The sequence below is a fragment of the Sporosalibacterium faouarense genome (assembly GCF_016765695.1).
Classification (GTDB): domain Bacteria; phylum Bacillota; class Clostridia; order Tissierellales; family VENL01; genus Sporosalibacterium; species Sporosalibacterium faouarense.
In genome coordinates, this window is the sequence record NZ_JAETGO010000069.1 from 126,706 (window position 1) to 148,115 (window position 21,410).

The following is a 21,410-nucleotide window of genomic DNA, read 5'->3' on the forward strand; positions in this document are numbered from 1 at the left end:
CAAGTTACATATCATACAATCACCTTATTTAAATAGATAGAACAAAAAATCTAAAACTAACTTTGTAAAAAATAGTAGGGGAAGTGATAAATTGATGTCAAAGGTAGATAAGGAGTTCGTGAAAAATTCCTTTATAGAAGCAATTAGCAATTATAGTAATGCCACAATAAAAATCGGGTTATGGGAATCGGAAAAATTCGCATTTAATAAATATTTAAGAAAGGATAGTTTGATTTTAGATATAGGGTGTGGCACAGGGAGAACAACTTTTGGGTTGTATGGAGAGGGTTTTACCAATATTACTGGGTTAGATTTATCTCCATATATGATAACTGAGGCTAATCGTCTCAATGATAAATTAGGATTTAACATTGGCTTTGTTGAAGGAGATGCGACGGATCTTCCATTTAAAGATAATTCCTTTGATAATGCTATATTTTCTTTTAATGGAATTATGCAAATACCTATGATTGAAAATAGAATACTTGCATTGAAGGAAGTTAAGAGGATTTTAAGGCCTGGAGGAATTTTTATATTTACAACTCATGATAGAGATGCTGATAAAGAGTTTGAGGAGTTTTGGATACATGAGAAGGAACTATGGGAAAATGAGAATCAAGACTTCAGACTTTATGAATATGGAGATAGGCTAACAACTTCAAGGAATGAGTCTAGAGATATATTTATTCATATACCTGATAGAGGAGAGGTGCTTAACTCTATAGAGAAGGCTGGATTAAAATACATAGATGATTTTTATAGATCAGAATTATTTCAAGAAAGTGAAGAGGTTAAAGAGTTTTCTGGAGAATGTAGGTTTTGGATAGTAGAATCTTCGTAATAAGTAGATTAAAATAAGAGATGAAATTCCTTATTTGTGAACAGGTAATTTCAGATAATTTGTGATAAGGAAACCACCGTTGTTTGTCTTCGTGACAGTCGACTAAATGATAATTAGGAGAAATAATATGAAAGTTGAATATAGCTTTAAATTAGGAAAATTAACAGAAGAAGCCGCAAAGGAAACCTGTACATGGAAGTATGAAAGTCCATATGAAGTTTACAGCAGTTGGTCTTGGGAGGAGATGATAGAGAAAGGAGAACCCATGACTAATCCTTTAGAGAGAGACAAAAACTTTTTAGGACTATATGATCAAAACCATCAAATTTTAGGATTTGCTGGATTTTCTTATCCAAAAGAAAATACAACTAGAATTGGATTAGGTTTAAAACCAGACATATGTGGGAAAGGCATAGGAGAATATTTTGTAAATCTGATAATAAATGAATCAAAAAAAAGATGTTCTTCCGGTAATATTGACTTAGAAGTATTGACATGGAATAAAAGAGCCTATAAGGTCTATCGAAAATGTGGATTTAAAACTGTTGAAACATATATTAGAAAAACTCCTACTGGAAATTCTAAATTCCATAGGATGGAATATAAACTATAAAAAGTCTTGGAGTTATTGACAATAATTCTAAGATAAACTAAAATTTTCTATATGAGGATATTAATTTTAATTATGCTCTAAATAATCATATATCAATATGTTTATTTGGAGCTTTTTTATTGTATTCACGAGAAGAATTTCATTTTTCGAAAATGTATTCCCAGACCGATAATTAAAGTAAGGTATAGGATATACTTTAAGTGGGAAAAGGTTCAATTAATATTAAATAGGGGTGAGATTATTAAATTTAAAATAGGTTCTTTAACTGAAAAATGTGCAAAGGAAATCTGTAGCTGGAAATATGATGGAATATATTCAGTATATAACTTGCCTGATTGGGAAATAGCAAAAACGGGTAAAATTGGAATATCACAATATAAAAAAAGAGAGAAAGAATTTGTTGGAGTTTTTAATGAGCATAATGAAATTTGTGGATTCTTTAGGATGAAATTTGATAAAGATGTTATAGTTGGACTAGGGCTAAAGCCATCATTATGTGGTAAAGGTTTAGGATATGATTTTATGAAATTAGTAATTAAAGAAAGTAAAAAGAGATATGGCGATTCTAATATAAGACTAGTAGTAAGGGATTTTAATGAAAGAGCAATTAAATGTTATAGGAACTGTGGTTTTAAAGTAATTGGTAGGACTGTGAAGGAGACTCTATCTGGGGAAAGTAGTTTTTATGAGATGGAGTACAAAAATAGAGATAAATATTGAAGATATATGGAGGTACAATCATGTATATGATAAAAAGTCTTTTTATAAATACTACTATATTAATATCCTTTATTACAGTAGGAAGTCAGTTTTTTAAAGATGCTCCCCTAAATGGCAAAACTATTCTTAAAAAGCGAATAGCAACTGCATTAGGATGTGGAATATTAGGTTGCATTCTTATGATATTTGGTATCCAAGTTACTGATACAAGTACTATTTTAGATTTAAGACATATTGCAATAATAATTATTGTTTATCTGACTGGATTTTACCCTTCATTAATGACAACTCTAGTAATTTGTATTTTTAGATTGACTCATTTTGGAGTAACTACATCATCCCTTGTAGCAGTTATAAGCGTCATTTCTATTACATTAGGATGTAATGTAATTAAAGAGTTAATGGAGGAAGGATGGAAGCAATGGCTGTGGATGAATATTTACTCGATAATAGTTGTTACATTAAATCTTAATGTATTTACTAGCAAAACTAGCGATTATCTACTAAGAATCTTTCTGTTTTTAATAGTATCGATATTTGTTGGAATTATGACCTATAATTTATTAAAATATGTTATTGAATCTAATAAACTATTTAGAAAACTAAGGATACAAGCAAAAAAAGATTTTTTAACTGGACTAAATAATGTAAGAGAATTTGATATATCATTAAATGGTATGATGGAGAATTCGAAAACAAACAGGGGGATACTTACTCATATAATTTTAGATATTGATAATTTTAAGCAAGTAAATGATACATATGGACACCCTGCAGGTGATTCAATACTTCAGCAACTTTCCAATGTTTTGAGAGAGTCTTGTCAATATGATAAACCAGTGTATAGAGTTGGAGGAGAAGAGTTTAGTATTTTACTTCAGGACAATAGTTTGAAAGAAGGAATAGAATTAGCTGAGAAAATTAGAAAAAACGTTGAAAAATTTAACTTTGTAATTCCAGACGGAACTAGGATACAAATAACTGTATCTTTAGGTGTTGCAAGCTATCCTGAAACTGCTTCTAGTAAGGATCGTTTAATTAAACAAGCCGATGAAGGTTTATATAAGGCTAAGCATTCAGGAAAGAATAGTGTAGGAGTTATAGAATAGTATACTATAAAAATACGATACTAGGGTTTTAGTATCGTATTTAATTTTTAAAATGAAATATATGTTTGGATTAGAACGTTTGTTTGATATAATAAGATTATTGAAAATAAAATTCTATATAACTATGCAAGGATTGATAAATATGGGAGAAAGAGAACAAATTAAAATATCAGTTAGAAATCTAGTTGAGTTTATACTTCGTTCGGGAGATTTAGATTCTAGATTTATGGGAAGCAGTAGGGCTGTAGAAGGCACTAAGGCCCATCAAAAGGTCCAAAAAGCAAGTGATGACAATTATAATTCTGAGGTTCATTTAAAGTATAAATTTCAATATGGAGGCTTTGATTTTAGAGTAGAAGGTAGGGCCGATGGAATAATCATTGAAGAAGATGAGAGTGTAATAATTGATGAGATTAAGAGTACCACAAGATCATTGGACACTATAGATGAAGAGTATAATCCTCTTCATTGGGCTCAAGCCAAGTGTTATGGATATATATATTCTAAGGATAATAATCTAGAAAATATAAAAATACAACTAACATATTTTCAATTGGAGACTGAAGATATTAAAAGAATTCATAAGGATTATAGCTTTGGAGAATTGGAAGAGTTTTTTTATGATTTAATCGAAAAATATCTAGTTTGGGCTAAACTAACAAATGAATGGACATTTATAAGAAATAAATCTATAAAAGAATTGGAATTTCCATTTAGTAAATATAGAAAGGGTCAACGAAAGCTAGCAGTTGCTGTATATAGAACAGTTTCTGAGGAGAAAAGATTATTTGCTCAAGCACCAACTGGTATAGGAAAAACCATATCTACCCTTTTTCCTGCAATAAAAGCCATTGGAGAAGGTCATAGCTCAAAGATATTTTATCTAACTGCCAAAACTATTACTAGACAAGTTGCTGAAGATACAATAAGAATTATGTCCAATAATTATTTGAAATTTAAATCTATAACTTTGACAGCAAAGGATAAAATTTGCTTTAAAGAGGAATCAAATTGTAACCCTGATTACTGTGAATTCGCGCGGGGTCATTTTAATAGAGCCAATGAAGCTATTTTAGATATATTAAAAAATGAGGATATGATAGTAAGAGAAAAAGTAGAAGAATATGCTAGAAAACATAAAATTTGTCCCTTTGAGTTTTCGCTAGATTTAGCTATTTGGACTGATTGTGTTATATGTGATTATAACTATGCTTTTGATCCAAGGGTGTACTTAAAGCGTTTTTTCTCTGATAATAATGGAGACTATACCTTCTTAATTGACGAGGCTCACAATTTAGTAGATAGGTCTAGGGAAATGTTTTCATCTGAATTATATAAGGAGCATATTTTGGAAGCAAAAAGAATAATGAAGGATAAAAATAAAAGAATAAGTAAAGCTTTAAATAAAATCAACTCGTTCATGTTAAAAATAAAAAAAGAATGTAATGAAGAAGGTTATTACATTCAGGAGAAAGAACTGGAAGAAGTTTATCCACTACTTAGAAAGTTTATTAGAGAGTCTGAAGAATGGCTTGTTTCAAATGAACGAGTAGAAGGATATGAGAAAGTTTTAGAGCTTTATTTTCAAATATTATCTTTTTTAAGAATTTCTGAGATCTATGATGAAAGGTATGTTACTTATGTAGAACAGCAGAGTAAGGATGTTAAGATAAAGTTGTTTTGTGTTGACCCATCTTACTTACTAAGGGAGGCAATCAAAAGGGGAAGGTCTGCTATATTTTTTTCTGCTACATTAACGCCACTAGAATATTTTAGAAATACCTTAGGTGGTGACGAGGATGATTATATAATGGCATTGTCATCTCCTTTCAAAGAAGAAAATATGAGATTATTAATTAGTAGTAATGTCTCCACTAAATATAGGAATAGAGAAAAAAGCTATTCGAAAATTGCTGATTATATTTATAAAGTTGCAAATCAAAAAGTAGGGAACTATATGGTGTTCTTTCCATCCTATGCTTATATGAATCAAGTATATGATATATTTAGGGAAAATTATTCAAATATTTTTTCTATTAAGCAATCTTCTATGATGAGTGAAGAGGAAAGGGAGGACTTCCTAAATAATTTTATTCCAGATTCAAAAGAAAGCTTAATTGGATTTGCAGTTTTAGGAGGTATATTTTCAGAAGGAATTGATTTAACAGGTGAAAGACTTTCAGGAGCAGTCATTGTAGGAGTAGGATTACCAAAGATCTGTTTAGAGAGAAATATCATAAAGGATTTTTTTAATGAGAAGAATAGTATGGGTTTTGAGTATTCTTATACATATCCTGGTATGAATAAAGTCTTGCAGGCAGCTGGACGAGTTATACGTACTGAGAAGGATAGAGGGATAATTTTATTAATCGATGAGAGATTTATGTATTCAACTTATCAGCAGCTTTTTCCTGATAAATGGTACGGGTATAGGAATATAAGAAATGAAAAGGATTTGGAACGAAAACTAGAGTCGTTTTGGAACATATAAAATTTAATAATATTGTTTATAAATTAGTAAAGTAACAATGGAGGATTTTTAACATATCTATTGATACTTTACTTTTTTTGCGAAAATTCTCCAAAATAAAATAAAAAAATAGTAAAATTTACAAAAAAAGAAGGAAATTGACATGCTCTGTCGAAACATTATAAATATGTTTACTATAAATCAATTTACTAAGTATAATAATTTACTAATATTTTGAGGTGACAATTATGTCAAAATTCAATTTAGTGATAGCAGATTCAGAGGAAGCTTATGTTGATGCACTATCTAACTATATAGTCTGTAATTATCCAGAAAAATTTAATATAGTAACATTCACTGAAAAAAAACTACTAATCGATTATATTGACAAATCCAATGGAATAAGAAATATTATCTTGTTTAGCAACGAATTTTATTGTGAAGAATTTTATAGCCAAGAAGATTTAATTTTAATTAATCTTGTGGAGAATAGCAAAAAAAATAAAGATTCCAATATAAACAGTATTTATAAATATCAGGTAGGCAATAAAATTGTAAAGAACATATTTAATATAATTGCAGAAGGTAATCTAGAACTATCCAATATAAATGATAGCTTTGAGAATAAGACAAAGGTGATTTCAGTATTTTCCCCCAATGGTGGAGCTGGAAAAACATCTATTGCTGTTGGAAGCTCAATGATTGCATCTGATAGGGGAAAAAAAGTGTTTTACTTAAATTTAGAGACTTTGCAATCAACACCACTATTCTTTAATTGTGATTCAGCCACAAGTTTCTCAGAGGTCATCTACTATATGAAGGAAAAAAAGAAGAATTTATCTATAAAAATAGAAGCTATCGCTAATAGAGATTCTATTAATAAAATACATTTTTTTGCTCCCCCTGAAAGCTCAATTGACTTAAAGTCATCATCTGTAGAAGAAATTACTCTTTTATTAGAGAAATTAAAGGATTTAAGTCAGTATGATGTGATTGTTATTGATATGTCATCAGATTTAAACGATCAAAATCTTTCAATACTAGCAGAATCAAATGAAATTTTCTTGGTCGTAGAACAAAATAAAACTTCGATTGAAAAGCTAAATAGTTTTATAAAGGATATTGAAATTATATCCTCAAGAAGAGATGTGAGAATTTTGGAGAAGACGAATGTAATTCTTAATAAATATGACCCTAAAAATAAATTAATTCTTGATGATCTAAAAAGTAAAAATATAAGTCTAAGCTTTAGTCTTCCAAAATCCATGGATATGTTCTTAAAAGAGGAAGATGGAGTTAGGATAAACCCAAATTCTTTATTTGCATCTAAGTTGTGGGATTTAGTAGATCTAATTATTTGATACTAAGGAGATATATGATGGAATCTTTGGATAAAAGTAAACTCATTGAAGAGATAAAAGAAATTATAGATAAGAAAATTGATTTTAGCAAGGATTTTACCGATGAAGAGGTTGAAGAAATAATTAGAGAAGCAGTATTTGAAAAATCTAAAGAGTACTATTTAAGTATTGGAGAGAAAAAGGAAATTATAAACATAATATTTAATAATATGCGACGATTAGATATTCTTCAACCAATTCTAGATGATAATGAAGTAACTGAAATAATGATAAATGGACCAAATGATGTTTTTATAGAGAAAAACGGTAGGGTTTATAAATCCGAAAAGAAATTTCAAAGTAGAGAGAAGTTAGAGGATGTTATTCAATCTATAGTATCTAAAGTAAATAGAACAGTTAATGAATCTTCTCCTATTGTAGATGCTCGACTAAAGGATGGTTCAAGAGTAAATGTCGTTCTTTCGCCAATTGCATTAAATGGACCCATTGTAACCATTAGGAAATTCCCTGATAAACCTTTTTTCATGGAAGAACTAATTAGTAATCATTCTGTTAGTGAAGAAGGGGCTGAAGCCTTGTCTAGGATGGTAAAGGCTAGATATAATATCTTTATCTCAGGAGGGACAAGTTCTGGAAAGACTACGTTTTTAAATGTATTATCTAACTTCATACCTAAAGATGAAAGAATTATAACTATCGAGGATTCAGCAGAATTAAGAATTACTAATGTCAAAAATCTTGTAAGTCTAGAAACAAGAGATGCAAATACTGAGAACAAAGGGGAAGTAACTATTAGAGATTTAATAAAAACATCCTTAAGAATGCGTCCAGATAGAATTGTTGTAGGAGAGGTTAGAGGTAAAGAAGCATTAGATATGCTTCAAGCAATGAATACAGGTCATGATGGTTCACTTTCAACTGGTCATGCTAACTCTACTAATGATATGTTAAGTAGACTTGAAACAATGGTGTTAAGTGGGTCATCAATTCCCTTGGCTGCAATTAGACAACAAATAGCTTCTGCTATAGACATCATAGTTCATTTAGCAAAGCTTAGAGATAAATCTAGAAAAATAATAGAAATATCTGAGGTTCTAGGATATGAAAATGGAGAAATTAGATTAAATCCACTATTTGTATTTGATGAAGACAAAGAATTATCTACTGCTAATAAAGTTATAGGAAGCCTTAAAAGAACTAAAAATGAAATGAGAAATAAACTTAAGTTTAATACGGCAGGAATTCCTGATAAGTTGTGAGGTGTAAATATGATTTGGGTTCTATTGGTAGTTTGTGGCTGTGCTGTATCCGTGATTGTTTTAGGGGTTACGGAAGCAATAAAAAGAAAAAAGGCAAATCTTGATATTTTTAATAAGAAGTCCAATAAGAGTAATGAAAAAATTAAAAAAATCAAAGATGAAAAGAATGGCAGTAAACTTAAAAGCAATAACCAAAAAGGTAATACTGATTATAATCAATATTCAATGACAATAAAAGAAAAAGTATATTATTCAACTTTAGCTGCAATAGGGATTTTTCTAATTGGATTTGTATTTTATAGAAGCTATATACTGTCCATTATACTAATGCCTATTGGACTTCTATACCCTAGAATCAAAAAAAGAGATTTGATAAATAAGCAAAAAATGGAGCTTAATTTGCAGTTTAAAGAAGGACTATATGCTTTATCATCATCATTATCAGCTGGCAGGTCAATTGAAGAAGCATTTAGGGAGTCTATTAAAGATTTATCTATACTTTATCCTAATCAGGATACCTATATAATAGTAGAATTTCAATATATAGTGCGTAAATTAGATATGAATGAAACTATTGAGAATGCGCTATTAGATTTTGCTAATCGAAGCCATCTAGATGATATAACTAGTTTTGTAGATGTTTTTATTATTGCCAAAAGAACTGGTGGAAATATGGTAGCTATTATTCATAATACTTCTAATGTAATAGGAGATAAGTTGAGAATAAAACAGGAAATCCAGACTTTAGTTGCTCAGAAAAAATTGGAACAAAAAGTATTATCTATTATTCCAATACTTATGATTATCTTTATTTCTTGGAGCGCCCCAGATTATATGGAGATTGTATTTAAGACTAATTTAGGAAGACTTCTGATGACGGTGGCTGTCCTATTATTAAGTATTTCATATCTAATTTCAAAAAAGATTATAGATATAGAGGTGTAAAAATGATAATGGTTTTCATATTAATTTTAGTATTCATGGTTATACTTTTCATTTTTTCTAGAGGAAGATATAATGGCTTATTGCAGTTGATTTCAACTAAAGAATACCCTCTTAAAAGGTTAATTCCTGGATATTTATATGTTTTAGATAAGCTAAATTATAGATATGATTCTAAACACGACAGAAAACTTTTACAGAGTATAGTTCAGCTACATGGAAGGAGAAATGCAAGAAAATTCTTAGCTATACATTGGGCAAATAAACTATCTACTATTATGATATCATTGCTGATTATTTTTCTTGTTGGTATAGGAATAGGAGAAATTGAAAAAAACCATATACTCTTGGCAATTATTGTTGAAGCTACTTTGATATATGGAACGGATAAAGACCTTATGAACAGAATTAAAAAGAAGCAATTGCTTATTAGACTTGATTTTCCTGATTTTATAAATAAACTTACCCTTTTAATAGATGCGGGAATGAATGTTTCCTCGGCATGGAGTAAATTGACTTTAGAGAATGTTAGCAACAGACCTTTGTATAAGGAACTTAAAGTGGTAGTACAAGAGATAAATTCAGGTAAATCTGAAAGAGAAGCGTTTGAAAATTTTGCAAAAAGATGTCGTACGCCAGAGATAACTAAATTTGTCTCTGTGATTCTACAGAATCTTAAAAAGGGAAACAACGAATTAACATCTATATTGCGAGTACAAGCAAATGAGTGTTGGGAGATGAGAAAGGATACTGCAAAGCAATTGGGTGAAGAGGCATCAACTAAACTATTAATACCAATAGCAATAATGTTTATTTCTATTTTGATAATAACTGTAGCACCAGCTTTATTACAGTTGAGAGGTTTTTAGTTAAAGGAGGTGAAAAGTATGCTTAATCTTTTTAAAAGATTCTTAAAGGAAGAAGATGGTCTTGGAATAGTTGAAGTAGTACTTATTTTAGCAATAATGGTTGGAATTGCCTTGATATTTAGAGAAAAAATCACTGAATTTGTTGGGAAAATATTAGCTAGTATTTTAGGTAATGAAGATAGTTTAGATAGTAATAGCACAAAGGATATGATAGATGAGTCAATAGAAAACAATATGAACAATTAATCTATGGGTAATACATAGCACTTTATCTGATAAAGGAAGGGATGCTGTGGAAAAATCAAATGAAAATAATAAAAAAAGTGGAAGTTTAGTGGTCGAAGCATCTATTATCTTTCCAATAGTGATTCTTGTGATTTTTATAGTTATTTACATATGCTTTGCTCTTTATCAACAGACCTATTTACAGACAATTGCAAATAAGGCTGTGGAGCTTGGTGCATCTAGCTGGAGTAGTTCATTGGAATTCAAGGGGAATTTTATTGATATTGTATCCATGGAGAAATTTGAAGAGCCATCCCTTTATTGGAGAATATATGATGATAATAGAGATACAAAGATTGAAGTTATTGAAAATTATGTGAAAAAAAGATTAGGAAAGCAGAGTAGTATTATGCTAAAAAATCAATCAAATACAACTGTACAGGTCGAATTTAAAAAAAGACTAATGAATGATGCGTTACAAGTAAAAATTGAGAAAAATCTTGCAACACCCTTTGATAAGATAAAAAGGCTCTTAGGTTTAAGAGAAGGAATGTACATAAGAGTAGAAGCTAATTCAAGCATAAAGGATACTGCAGAATTTATTAGAAATACTGATTTCGTTTTTAGTACTATTGAAGAGATAGAAACAGAGGATAAATTTAATAATTTGATGGAAAAAATAAAAAAAGTGATTTTAAACTTTTTATAAGAAATCCCAAAGATTTCTGGAAATGTGGTGAAATATTTTGAAAAAGAGTGGGGAAAGAGGGGCAATAACTGTTTTTCTAAGTATAATATTATTGGTAATTATAATCCTAGCAGGATCTATGGTTGATGCAGCCAGAATAATAACTGCTAAATCTCAAGCGGAAAGAGCGGCAAATTCTTCAGTTAATTCAATTCTAGCTAATTATAGAAGTGATCTTAAAGAGCAATATGGGCTTTTTGCATTCAAAGGGAACAATCTAGAAGAAATAAATAGTATTATTGACTATTTTATGAAAAGAAATTTAAGACCTCAAGATGGATTAGAAGAATATGATATAAATGAAAATTTTGTGGATATTTATGATTTTTCCATAGACAGTGACTCTCAATCTTTCTTTGATTTGGAGCAAAATCAAGTTCTAAAAGATGAAATTTTAGAGATTATGAAATATAGAGCCCCAAAAGAATTAATCGAAACTTTTCTTGAAAAATTAGAAATCATAAAAAAATCATCTAAAACTGCAAATTTAATAGAAAAAAAGATAGAGGTTGAAGACTCGTTTAGAGAGTTAGGAGAAGAGCAAGAAGAGCTTTCTAAGAAACTGGAAAAGGTTAATTCATTTAGTAACTTTTTTATAGATAATTGTATATCTAAAATTACAAAAAAAACTGAAGAATACAATAAAATCAATAAAGAAATTACCTTTAAAAAAGAAGAAATTAGAGAGACTGAAATATATTTAGATGATATTAAAAAAGAACGAAAAGAAATAAAGGAAAAAATAGAGGATATAGTTAGTGAGTTGAATGAAATAGAACTTAAGATAGGTAAACTTGAAGATAATGAAGAGAACAAAAAAGAAATTCAATCGCTAAAAAAAGATTTAAATAATTTAAAGAATAATAAGGACAAGCTTGTTCAAGATGAAGATAAGCTGAGAGATAAGATAGATAAAGATAGTCTAAAGCTCAAGGGTTATAAAAAAGAATTGAATGAGTTTTTCAATGCAAGAAAAGAAATCTTTAATGATATTAAATCTGTAAATAATGATTTAAACAACTATATTGAAGAGTATAAAATATACAATCAATCTGCTAAAGGATCTATAATTAGATTGATGAAGAAAAGTTTAGATGCCCAATCTATTCTTAATATCTTTGAAGGAACGGTAAATAGTGAAGAATATATAAATAAGATTATTATTGAGGTTGAAAGACAGATAAAAAAGGATTTGTCAGATTACAAGAATAGATTAAAGGGAACTGTCGGTAATTCAATTTCAAATAATTATGGATCTGATAGGTTTAAATATTCTAATATTAGTGAAGATATGAAAAAAAATGTAGAGAATTATATAGAGAAATTGAGGGAAATCGTTGAGGGAATAAGTTATATACAAGACACTTCTCAACTTCAAGAGGTTATAGATTTAATTGCTTTTCCTGTAGCTACAAATTTTGAAATTCTTGACTATGCTGGGAAGAATGCTGATAAGTTTAGTGAAGAAATATCTAGAATAGATAAAATATTAGGAAATAACAATAAATTAGATTCCGATAAAAGAATAAAAGAGATAGTTACTGATGAATTCTTACTGACAATGGAATCCATTAATATGTATTCAAATGATATAAAATATATTGAATTTGAAGAAAAAAACATACCTAAAAACATAAAAAATTATAAAAAAGCTATGGAGAAACGAGATATTTCAGAACTAAGTACTGAAGAAAATATAGCTCCTAAGTTTAAGAATAAAGAGTTCTTATCAAATTACAATAATTCTAATGATAGTGAGAAGAAAAGGTTTGAAAATCTACCATCTTCAAAAAAGGACAATCCGGATACCTTTGATAATATATACTATTCTTTATTTAATGAATCAGATGAAAAGGGAGCTGACACTAATGGAAATAAGAGTAGCGATATCCAGTGGAATGAATCTAAGGAAACAGATAAAAAGCAAATAAAAAATTCTTTAGGATTAATAACAAAATTAGGTGAGGTTATAAAGGAAGGAACTGTAGACTTCCGAGACAGTTTATATATCGATGAATATATAATGGGAACTTTTAGATCTACTGTTGATAAAAAAGCCCAATTAGAAGGGAATACAGTTAATAGTAGTGACTATTTTAGTAAATATGAACGATATGCGTATTTTGATGATAGAAGAGGAAATAGTGAAATAGAGTATATATTAAGTGGAAAAAGTAGCTATGTTTCAAATGTAAGAAGTACTCAGGTCAAGATTTATATGATAAGAGTTGCAATGAACCTAATTCACGTTTATTCAAATCCAGACAAAATGCAGATAGCCACTGAAATAGCTACTTTAGCTTCAGGAGCAATACCTTTATTAACTCCAATAATTACAACGATAATTATCTTCGGTTGGTCTTCACTAGAATCTTTAATAGATATGAATTACTTAATGGATGGAAAAAGTGTCCCATTCTTTAAAATCTATGAAGAAGAATGGAGACTAGGATATGGAAGCATAGCACCTTTTGCTAAAAAGGTTCTGATAGATAAGGGGTCAAAGCTAGCAGAAGATATGGTTTTGTCCTTTGTAGATCAAATGGTTGATATGATTTTTACTTATATAAATGAAGCTATAAATAAAATTTTAATAAGTGTAGATAAAAATAGTGATGAGTTATTTTTAGATTTTGAATCAGATATTAGAGATAAAATGGACATCTTATTAAAGAAGATACCGGACACTGATGTCAGAAAGGAGATAGAAGATACAATTGATATAGATAGCTTGGTATACAATGTTAAAGAAATTTTAAAAGAAAAATCAAATGAAGGTAAAAAAAATGTTAATAATCAGATTGGAAAATTTGAGAAGGAAACTTCGGAAAGCATAAAAAAAGTCATCAGCAATTCTCTTAATCCTTTAAAAAAAGAACTAAAGGAGAGATTAGAATCAAAGATAGACAACAGTCCATTAGTGAAAAATTATATTAAAAAAGAAGGCAAAGCTACTTTGAAAAAAATGTCTAAGAATAGCTATAATTTAAGATTTAATTATTATGATTATCTAAGGTTACTGCTTTTGATAGAGCCTGAAAATACAAAGCTTCGTAGAATAATGGACTTAATAGAGCTGAATCAGCAGGAGAAAGAAAAATCCTTTAAGTTATCAGATTACTATACATATTTAAAGGCTGATATTATTGCTTCAATAAAATATATGTTCATAAATAGAAATTTTTTGAAAGACAATTTTAATTTTAAAGATAATAAACACTATTCATTTAAATTTTCGATTCTTAAGGGGTATTGAGGGTGATAGTAAATGTCTAATAACTCATCTAAAAACAAAGGTTCTCTTACCGTAGAGGCATCGATTGTTTTACCTTTCTTTATCTGTGTAATTCTAACTATAGGTTTCTTTATTAGGATTGTTCACACACATGAGGTAATTCAATATGCTATAGATGAAACAGCCAATGATATTGCATCTTATAGCTATATATATTACTCTAGTGATTTCTTTGATATGGAGAAAAAGTTAGAAGAAAGCACAAATTATCCCAATGTGTGGAATAGAAAAGATGATCATGATGAAATAGAGAAAATAACAGAAGAGATAAAAAGAGTAATCAATAAAAAATCTCATAGTAGTAATAGTCTAGAATTATTATTTAAATTATTAAGCAATATTAAAGAGTTTAATATTGAAAAGGTCATTGAAGATCTTGATACAGTTGGAAAAATTGAGCTAATAAACTATATAAAAAATCAAGTAGGAAATGTAATCGCTAATAAGCAAATAGAGGATTATATATTACCATCCTTCAATGGTAGTCTAGAAGAAAAGTTGAAAAAACTTAATATTGTGACTAAAAGTGATAATGGCTTAGATTTAATAAATGGAATAGACATAAGTAAATCTAGATATTTAAAGGAAAACAATGAAATAGAAATAATTGCTACCTATAAAATAAATCTTCCTTTACCAATAGATTTTATAGGTGACATACCTATAATACAAAGAGCTTCAACGAGGGCTTGGATGGGAGGAAATAATCCAAGTCTCAAAAAAGAAACGATAGTATATATAACTAGAACAGGAGAATGTTATCATAAGGATGGTTGTTATCACCTAAGACAAAGTAAGATTCCTGTTAAATTAAGTGAAGTATTGGCTGAAGGAAAGTATAGACCCTGCAGTCATTGTATTGGGAATAACTAATTTTAGGGGATGTTTTGATGAAAGAAATCTTAAAAGGTTTTGATAAAAGAACAAGTTTAATATATATAGTCTTATTATTTATAAATATTCTGATAGTGTATTTTAAATATAGAGTAAATATGGGATTTATAAGATATTCATTTCTTCTAGGTTTATTAGCAATAATTGCTATTATAGACTTTAAAAAGAAATTAATCCCAGATTATTTTATAATATTAGGAATCATTTTTGGTATTGTATCAATGACATTATGTCAAGATATTTCTATATATAATGCCATTCTAGGGGCTTTATTTCCCTTTACAATATTAGGGATAATTTCTTTTATATCTAAAGGGGCTCTAGGGATGGGAGATTGCAAACTTTTTGCTTTAATTGGTATTTTTGTAGGATTTCAAGGAGCTATTTTTATACTTTTTATATCAAGTATAATTAGTGGGGTATTTAGTTTAATTATGTTAATAGCCAGAAGGGTTACAAGAAAAACAACTATCCCCTTCGCTCCTTTCGTTTATTTTTCAACACTATTTGTAATTACGGTTTGTTTTTAAGGAGTGTTATTATGAATAATAACTTATTAAAGGATTTTAAAATAGAGGATAGATTCAAGGTCTATTTTGATCATGATTTGACATCTAATAACTTAGTTGTAGAAATAAGTGTAGATTATCAAGTATTGGACTATCAAATTCAGATGCTAGAAAGGAATTCCTTAGAAGGAATCATTCCACTAACTATAATTCAAAAAAATAGTCTCTTTTATATGAAATATGAAGTCGAAGATAAGGTGCCTTTATCACAAATATTAGAGAATAAGAGGTTTAGTAGAGACGAACTTTTGAGAATAATTGAAAAAATAATTGATGTTTTAGTGGCAAGCAAAGATTATTTATTATATGAAAGTAATTTTGTTCTGAATAATGATTTGATTTTTCTTGGTTGTGATTCATTAAAGCCTGAAATGATATACTTACCAGTTAATAAAATAAAAAATTCTTCAAATGGACTTAAAGAATTTCTAAAAGAAATTTTTTTATCAGTATCTTTAGTTGATAAAGAAAAAAAAGATGATTTTATTCAGAAAATATTAGATTTTATAAATAGTGAAAGCTTCAATCTACACAAATTTGATAAGTTTCTCAAGGGACTAAAAGAGAGTAGTGAAAAAGAAGATTATCAACTAGAAAATTGGGTTAGTAAGGAGTATGAAATACAGTCACAGTTCCAATCGCTTTTAGATAACGACGATTCTCTAGAAACATCCTTTAATAATATAGAAGTAGTTTATGATCAGGAAGATGAGAATCCTAAAGAGGGTAAAAATATATTGAGAATTGAAGACAATAGTGAGGAGTTCTTTGATAGGTATGAGTGGTTAAAAAATAACAAGCTTAAGGTTGGAATTCTACTTTTAATACAAATTTTAATTGTTATTACACTATTAGTATTAAAGGATACTATTCTTAAAATAAATGAAGATTCTATAACTACCTATATTGGATTAATAATTATAATAACATCCCTAGATGTAATCCTAGTAAAGAATATATTTAAAATTAGTAGATGATTGAGAAAAAAGTAAAATATATAAATTTGCTAGACAATATATATCAAATAGTGATAATCTATTATTATATAATAGGAGTGTAGAATCGCATGGATATTTATTTTTTTGAAGTAATTGTACTCCTAACTTTAGCGTTATTGAGTGATATTTGCACATATAAAATAAGTAATAAAATAGTGTACCCATTTATTTGTATTGGTATAATTACTAATACATTGTTTAATGGAATAGAAGGGTTTAAGGAGTCATTAATAGGTGTTATTGTTCCTTTAGTATTACTTTTAATACTCTTTGCTTTTAGAATGCTAGGGGCTGGAGATATTAAGCTCTTCAGTGCCATTGGATCAATTATGGGAGGGAACTTTATTCTATTTGCGATTGCATATTCATTTATATTTGGAGGAATAATTTCATTTTTGCTTATCATATTAAGGAAAAATGGAGTAAGTAGAATAAAGTATCTGTTGAACTATTTAAAAAATAGCTTTTTAACCTTGAAAGCTTTTCCATATGAAAATTTTGCTGATAAAAGTAATAAAAGCAAATTTCATTTTTCCTATGGAATAGTTTGTGGAACTTTATTTAAAATCTATCAAATTAATATCTTAAATACAGATTTAGGAGGCAGAATTATGAGTAGTAGTATTAAACAAGAAATTTTTTCATGGGCAAAGACTATAATTATAGCATTTATAATTGCGTTTTTATTAAAGACCTTTATTTTTAGACCAGTTTATGTTGTAGGAGCATCTATGGAGCCGACTCTAAGTAATGGCCAAGTATTGATAATGTGGAAGCTAGATTATAAACTTGGAGAGCCTGATCGTGGAGATATAGTTATAATTAAGAAGAATCAAGATAAGCTTGATCACAAAAGTCTTATTAAAAGAGTAATTGGACTTCCAGGAGAGACCGTAGAAATAAAGAAGGGAAAAGTCTATATAGATGGTGAAGAATTGAGTCCTGATTATGTAGATGTAAATACTCCTGCCAATGGATTTGGTAAAATGCAGATACCTGAAAATATGTATTTTGTAATGGGAGATAATAGAAATAATAGTAGAGATAGTAGAGATGTAACTGTAGGTTTTATTTCTAGAGAAAATATTGAGGGAAAGGCAACTGTGAGACTTTGGCCTTTTAATGAATTAAGTACACTTAAATAGATTATATGTAAAAGGCAGCTAGCTATTAGCTGCCTTTAGTAAATCCTTTTCTATACATAGATTTAATGAAAGTTGTTTTATTCCAATAGATTTAAACTTAATGGTGATTATATCACCATCTATATCCATAATTCTTCCTATACCAAAGCGCTTATGATTAATTATCATTCCAATCTTCATCCAAGCACTAAACTCAGAAGGGATTTCATCATTTTCTTTCATAATATACTCTAATTCGTTAATAAATCTAGAAATAAAGACCTTTTCCTCATTTTTTTCATTTATAGCTAAAAGATCAAGGGATTCTTTAGCGCGGGTCATACCCACATAAAAGAGTCGCCTTTCTTCTTCAAGATCTTCAACTTGTCCAAATTCATAGGCTTCTATGCTACCTAAGGATGGAAACTCTCCATCAATTAAATCAATCATAAATACATTTTTGAACTCTAATCCTTTTGACGAGTGAATTGTAGATAATGTAACTGTATTATTTTTCTTAGCTGTGGAATTTTTAATTAAAGCCTGTAATTCATCCAGTCTAGTTAAGAATCCAATAATTGAGTTGCATTCAGATGCTATAGTTTTTAAATGAGATAATATGGTTTTAGTTCCTTCATAAGAGAAACTTGTTTTTTTACAGTATTCTTTTAGATGTTTACCATACTCTAAGCTATTCTCGATAAATCTTATAGCTTCAAAAGGACGTTTTTTTACTAGCTTTTTAAAATCTCTCTTAAGTATGCTTATATTTTTTATCTGAAAACTTCTAAAATCTGGATAAGTTGTTAGTCTATCAAAGACTGATATAGAATTATCCTGTTCTTTCACGTATCTTAATGCAGCCTTAGAAAGATATCCCTTCATTTTATAATAAATATTTTCAAAAGCTTGTACATCATTGTTATTTAAAGCTAATTTAAGAAAGTTTACGATATCATTAACTACCCAGTGTTTAAAAAAATGAAGTTTAGAATCTCTTACATAAAATGAAATATTACTTTTATCTAGTTTTTCAGCTATTGAAATAAAAGATAGGTTATTCCTATATAGAATTGCCGAATCAGAGAGATCATCTGATTGTTTTAACTTCTTTATAATATATTCATATTGTTTATGCTCGTCACGGGTCTTCACAATTGTTACAGGTCTTTTGTTTTCATTTCTAGTAAAGAGGTTTTTATCATATCTATATTTATTACTTTTAATAAAGCTATTGCATACTGAAACAATATTTTTAGTAGATCTAAAATTCTCTTCCATATAAAAGGTCTTAGCAGTAGGATAATTTTGTTCAAACTTCAGTAAATCCTCAGGAGAAGCTCCTCTGAATCCATATATGCTTTGGTCATCATCTGCCACTACAAAAAGATTGTTGTTATTGGCACAGAGGAGCTTAACAATTTCGTTTTGAATTTTAGAAGTATCTTGACCTTCATCCACCTGTATGTATCTGTACTTATTTCTATACTTATCTAGTAAATAGGGATTGCTTTTTAATATTCTTAGAGTCAAGGTCAACATATCATCAAAATCTATTAGGTTGTTCCTCTGTTTATATTCTTCATATTTATTAAAAATGATATTAAAATTTTTAATTTGTGGTACAGTATAACTACTATAATCGGATATATCAATCATCTTATTTTTCACATATCCTATTGTATTCAATAACTCCTCTAGTTTATCATCATTTACATACCCACCATTAACATCATGAAAAATAGTTTTTAAAATCCTAACTTTATTTAGACTAGTATTATTCCCTTCTATAAGCTTAAAATTTATACCTTTTAATCGAGCATATTCATTAATAACAAAATAAGCAAAACTATGAATAGTTGAGAATTTAACATCATACTTTATAAAATCACCAAAAACTTTATTAAATCTTTCTTTCATATCTCTAGCAGAAGCTTTACTAAAAGTTATAGAGAGGATATTATCAGGTGATATATTATGATTTAAAATGAGATTAGCAGTTCTGCAAATTAATACAGTGGTCTTACCTGCTCCAGGAACAGCAAGAGTTATTGCTGGTCCATCTTTATGGGAAACAGCGGCTTTTTGCTGTTTATTAAGGTCTATATTAAAATTTTTTTTAAGCATATCTGAAAATGAATTACTCACAACATGGCCTCCTTAAACAAACTACTAATCATATTTTAACATAAATTAAAAGCTAGATATATGTAATCTAAAAAGAAGAAATATTACATGAATGTAATATTTTTAGGAAAATCCTTTCATTTTATTTTTTTATATGATATAATATCATATATTAGTACCTAGTACTAATATTAGATTCTAGGAGGTGAAGAAATGACTAACTACGAAGTTATTAATTGGGAAGATATTTTAAATAGAAATATATTATTTCAAGGAGCTAATTCGACAAAGGTTAAGCATTACATTAGAGAATATATTACGGAACTAACGGAAAAAGATTTTAAAGTATTTCTTCTAGACTCCTTTTGGTCCCCTAGAAAATATAGCCGATATCAAAGTTCTAGATACAGAAGAGAAATTGAGAGAAGATATCATATTAAATTATCTGCTGATGATTTTCTGAAAAGTGAAAATATATTTAGGTATATGGACGAAAAAGAAATTAATATTATGAAGGTTAAATCTATAGCTGGCTACATGAGTGCAGCGGAATTGTTTCCAGTTATAATATCAAAGATTAATGAGGATATAGAGAATGATACTGCGTACATACTGATAAATGACTTTATACTTGAGCATTTACAGCATGGAGAGTTCCTTGATTTATATATGGGAATGAATAAAGAACAAATTAAGTTTTTTGTATTTAATGAAGAGGAAGAGATACCAGAATCTTTAGCAGCCATAATTGATGCAGAAATTGAGATCTAGTGGATAAGCCATAATTTTTCCCTGCTCCTTGGGCAAAATAAGACAAGGAGGAAAGATTATGTATATAACAATCAAATTTTTAAAATCCAGTAAGACTATTGAGGTTTTCCCAGGAAATACGCTTCTTGCAATTGCAAGAGAAAATGATATTAGAATACCTTCACCATGTGGCGGTAATGCCCTATGTGGTGGTTGTAGAGTAAGGGTTGTTGAAGGAAATGATCCACAAGACGTTAGTGCTGAAGAATATAATAAATTAACAGATGATCAAATAGCTAACAATTGGAGGCTAGCATGTAGTTTTATCCCCTATTATAATATATCAGTTGATATTTAATTTTGCTAAGAAGAAATCTTCTTAGCCTTTTTTTTGTGTATGATTCTTTAAAATGTTGTATTCTTTCCTTCTCTATTTTTATCTTTTGATAAGACTCCCACTTCTATAAGTGGGAGAGAAGATTTCTCTTCAGGTGGA

The 21,410-nt window shown here is 28.7% G+C and carries 19 protein-coding genes; 18 read left to right on the forward strand and 1 reads right to left on the reverse strand.

Features of this window, described 5'->3' with window-relative positions:
* Window positions 1–94: 94 nt before the first annotated feature.
* The 16 genes from JMO20_RS13885 to lepB all read left to right on the forward strand — a co-directional run bounded on the left by JMO20_RS13885 (window position 95) and on the right by lepB (window position 18,058).
* Window positions 95–841 carry a class I SAM-dependent methyltransferase gene (locus JMO20_RS13885; RefSeq protein WP_202710288.1) on the forward strand — a complete coding sequence of 249 codons (747 nt, stop codon included), beginning with the start codon at window positions 95–97 and terminating at the stop codon, window positions 839–841.
* A gap of 127 nt (window positions 842–968) precedes the next feature.
* The gene (locus JMO20_RS13890) at window positions 969–1,454 is read left to right on the forward strand and encodes a GNAT family N-acetyltransferase (protein WP_202710289.1); all 486 of its coding nucleotides are present in this window, start codon (window positions 969–971) and stop codon (window positions 1,452–1,454) included.
* Between the two features lie 105 nt (window positions 1,455–1,559).
* The gene (locus JMO20_RS13895) at window positions 1,560–2,174 is read left to right on the forward strand and encodes a GNAT family N-acetyltransferase (protein ID WP_202710290.1); all 615 of its coding nucleotides are present in this window, start codon (window positions 1,560–1,562) and stop codon (window positions 2,172–2,174) included.
* Window positions 2,175–2,194: 20 nt separating this feature from the next.
* On the forward strand, window positions 2,195–3,283 hold the full coding sequence (locus tag JMO20_RS13900) for a GGDEF domain-containing protein (protein WP_202710291.1): 1,089 nt from the start codon (window positions 2,195–2,197) through the stop codon (window positions 3,281–3,283).
* 52 nt (window positions 3,284–3,335) lie between these two features.
* Window positions 3,336–5,774 (forward strand): helicase C-terminal domain-containing protein, encoded by a 2,439-nt coding sequence (locus JMO20_RS13905; RefSeq protein WP_279380136.1) that lies wholly within the window; start codon window positions 3,336–3,338, stop codon window positions 5,772–5,774.
* Window positions 5,775–6,001: 227 nt separating this feature from the next.
* Window positions 6,002–7,114, forward strand: coding sequence for an AAA family ATPase (locus JMO20_RS13910; RefSeq protein ID WP_202710292.1), 1,113 nt, complete (start codon window positions 6,002–6,004; stop codon window positions 7,112–7,114).
* Window positions 7,115–7,131: 17 nt separating this feature from the next.
* Window positions 7,132–8,373, forward strand: coding sequence for a TadA family conjugal transfer-associated ATPase (locus tag JMO20_RS13915; RefSeq protein WP_202710293.1), 1,242 nt, complete (start codon window positions 7,132–7,134; stop codon window positions 8,371–8,373).
* Between the two features lie 9 nt (window positions 8,374–8,382).
* On the forward strand, window positions 8,383–9,318 hold the full coding sequence (locus JMO20_RS13920) for a type II secretion system F family protein (RefSeq protein WP_243414743.1): 936 nt from the start codon (window positions 8,383–8,385) through the stop codon (window positions 9,316–9,318).
* A 2-nt stretch (window positions 9,319–9,320) separates the two neighbouring features.
* Window positions 9,321–10,184, forward strand: a complete 864-nt coding sequence (locus JMO20_RS13925; RefSeq protein ID WP_202710294.1) for a type II secretion system F family protein — start codon at window positions 9,321–9,323, stop codon at window positions 10,182–10,184.
* An 18-nt stretch (window positions 10,185–10,202) separates the two neighbouring features.
* The gene (locus tag JMO20_RS13930; protein WP_202710295.1) at window positions 10,203–10,430 is read left to right on the forward strand and encodes a Flp1 family type IVb pilin; all 228 of its coding nucleotides are present in this window, start codon (window positions 10,203–10,205) and stop codon (window positions 10,428–10,430) included.
* A gap of 46 nt (window positions 10,431–10,476) precedes the next feature.
* Window positions 10,477–11,118 carry a TadE/TadG family type IV pilus assembly protein gene (locus tag JMO20_RS13935; protein ID WP_202710296.1) on the forward strand — a complete coding sequence of 214 codons (642 nt, stop codon included), beginning with the start codon at window positions 10,477–10,479 and terminating at the stop codon, window positions 11,116–11,118.
* Window positions 11,119–11,155: 37 nt separating this feature from the next.
* On the forward strand, window positions 11,156–14,413 hold the full coding sequence (locus tag JMO20_RS13940) for a DUF5702 domain-containing protein (protein ID WP_202710297.1): 3,258 nt from the start codon (window positions 11,156–11,158) through the stop codon (window positions 14,411–14,413).
* A 12-nt stretch (window positions 14,414–14,425) separates the two neighbouring features.
* Entirely contained in the window at window positions 14,426–15,325 is a 900-nt protein-coding gene (locus tag JMO20_RS13945) for a TadE family protein (RefSeq protein ID WP_202710298.1), read from the forward strand.
* A 17-nt stretch (window positions 15,326–15,342) separates the two neighbouring features.
* Window positions 15,343–15,876, forward strand: coding sequence for a prepilin peptidase (locus JMO20_RS13950; protein ID WP_202710299.1), 534 nt, complete (start codon window positions 15,343–15,345; stop codon window positions 15,874–15,876).
* An 11-nt stretch (window positions 15,877–15,887) separates the two neighbouring features.
* On the forward strand, window positions 15,888–16,892 hold the full coding sequence (locus tag JMO20_RS13955) for a DUF6382 domain-containing protein (RefSeq protein ID WP_202710300.1): 1,005 nt from the start codon (window positions 15,888–15,890) through the stop codon (window positions 16,890–16,892).
* An 89-nt stretch (window positions 16,893–16,981) separates the two neighbouring features.
* On the forward strand, window positions 16,982–18,058 hold the full coding sequence (gene lepB, locus JMO20_RS13960) for a signal peptidase I (protein WP_202710301.1): 1,077 nt from the start codon (window positions 16,982–16,984) through the stop codon (window positions 18,056–18,058).
* Between the two features lie 18 nt (window positions 18,059–18,076).
* Here lepB and JMO20_RS13965 read toward each other — a convergent pair whose 3' ends face one another.
* Complete coding sequence (locus tag JMO20_RS13965) at window positions 18,077–20,185, reverse strand: ATP-dependent helicase (RefSeq protein ID WP_341534034.1); 2,109 nt, start codon at window positions 20,183–20,185, stop codon at window positions 18,077–18,079.
* 192 nt (window positions 20,186–20,377) lie between these two features.
* Here JMO20_RS13965 and JMO20_RS13970 point away from each other — a divergent pair, with 192 nt between their 5' ends.
* Window positions 20,378–20,935, forward strand: coding sequence for a hypothetical protein (locus tag JMO20_RS13970; protein ID WP_202710302.1), 558 nt, complete (start codon window positions 20,378–20,380; stop codon window positions 20,933–20,935).
* Window positions 20,936–20,993: 58 nt separating this feature from the next.
* The gene (locus tag JMO20_RS13975; protein WP_202710303.1) at window positions 20,994–21,272 is read left to right on the forward strand and encodes a 2Fe-2S iron-sulfur cluster-binding protein; all 279 of its coding nucleotides are present in this window, start codon (window positions 20,994–20,996) and stop codon (window positions 21,270–21,272) included.
* Window positions 21,273–21,410 lie beyond the last annotated feature (138 nt).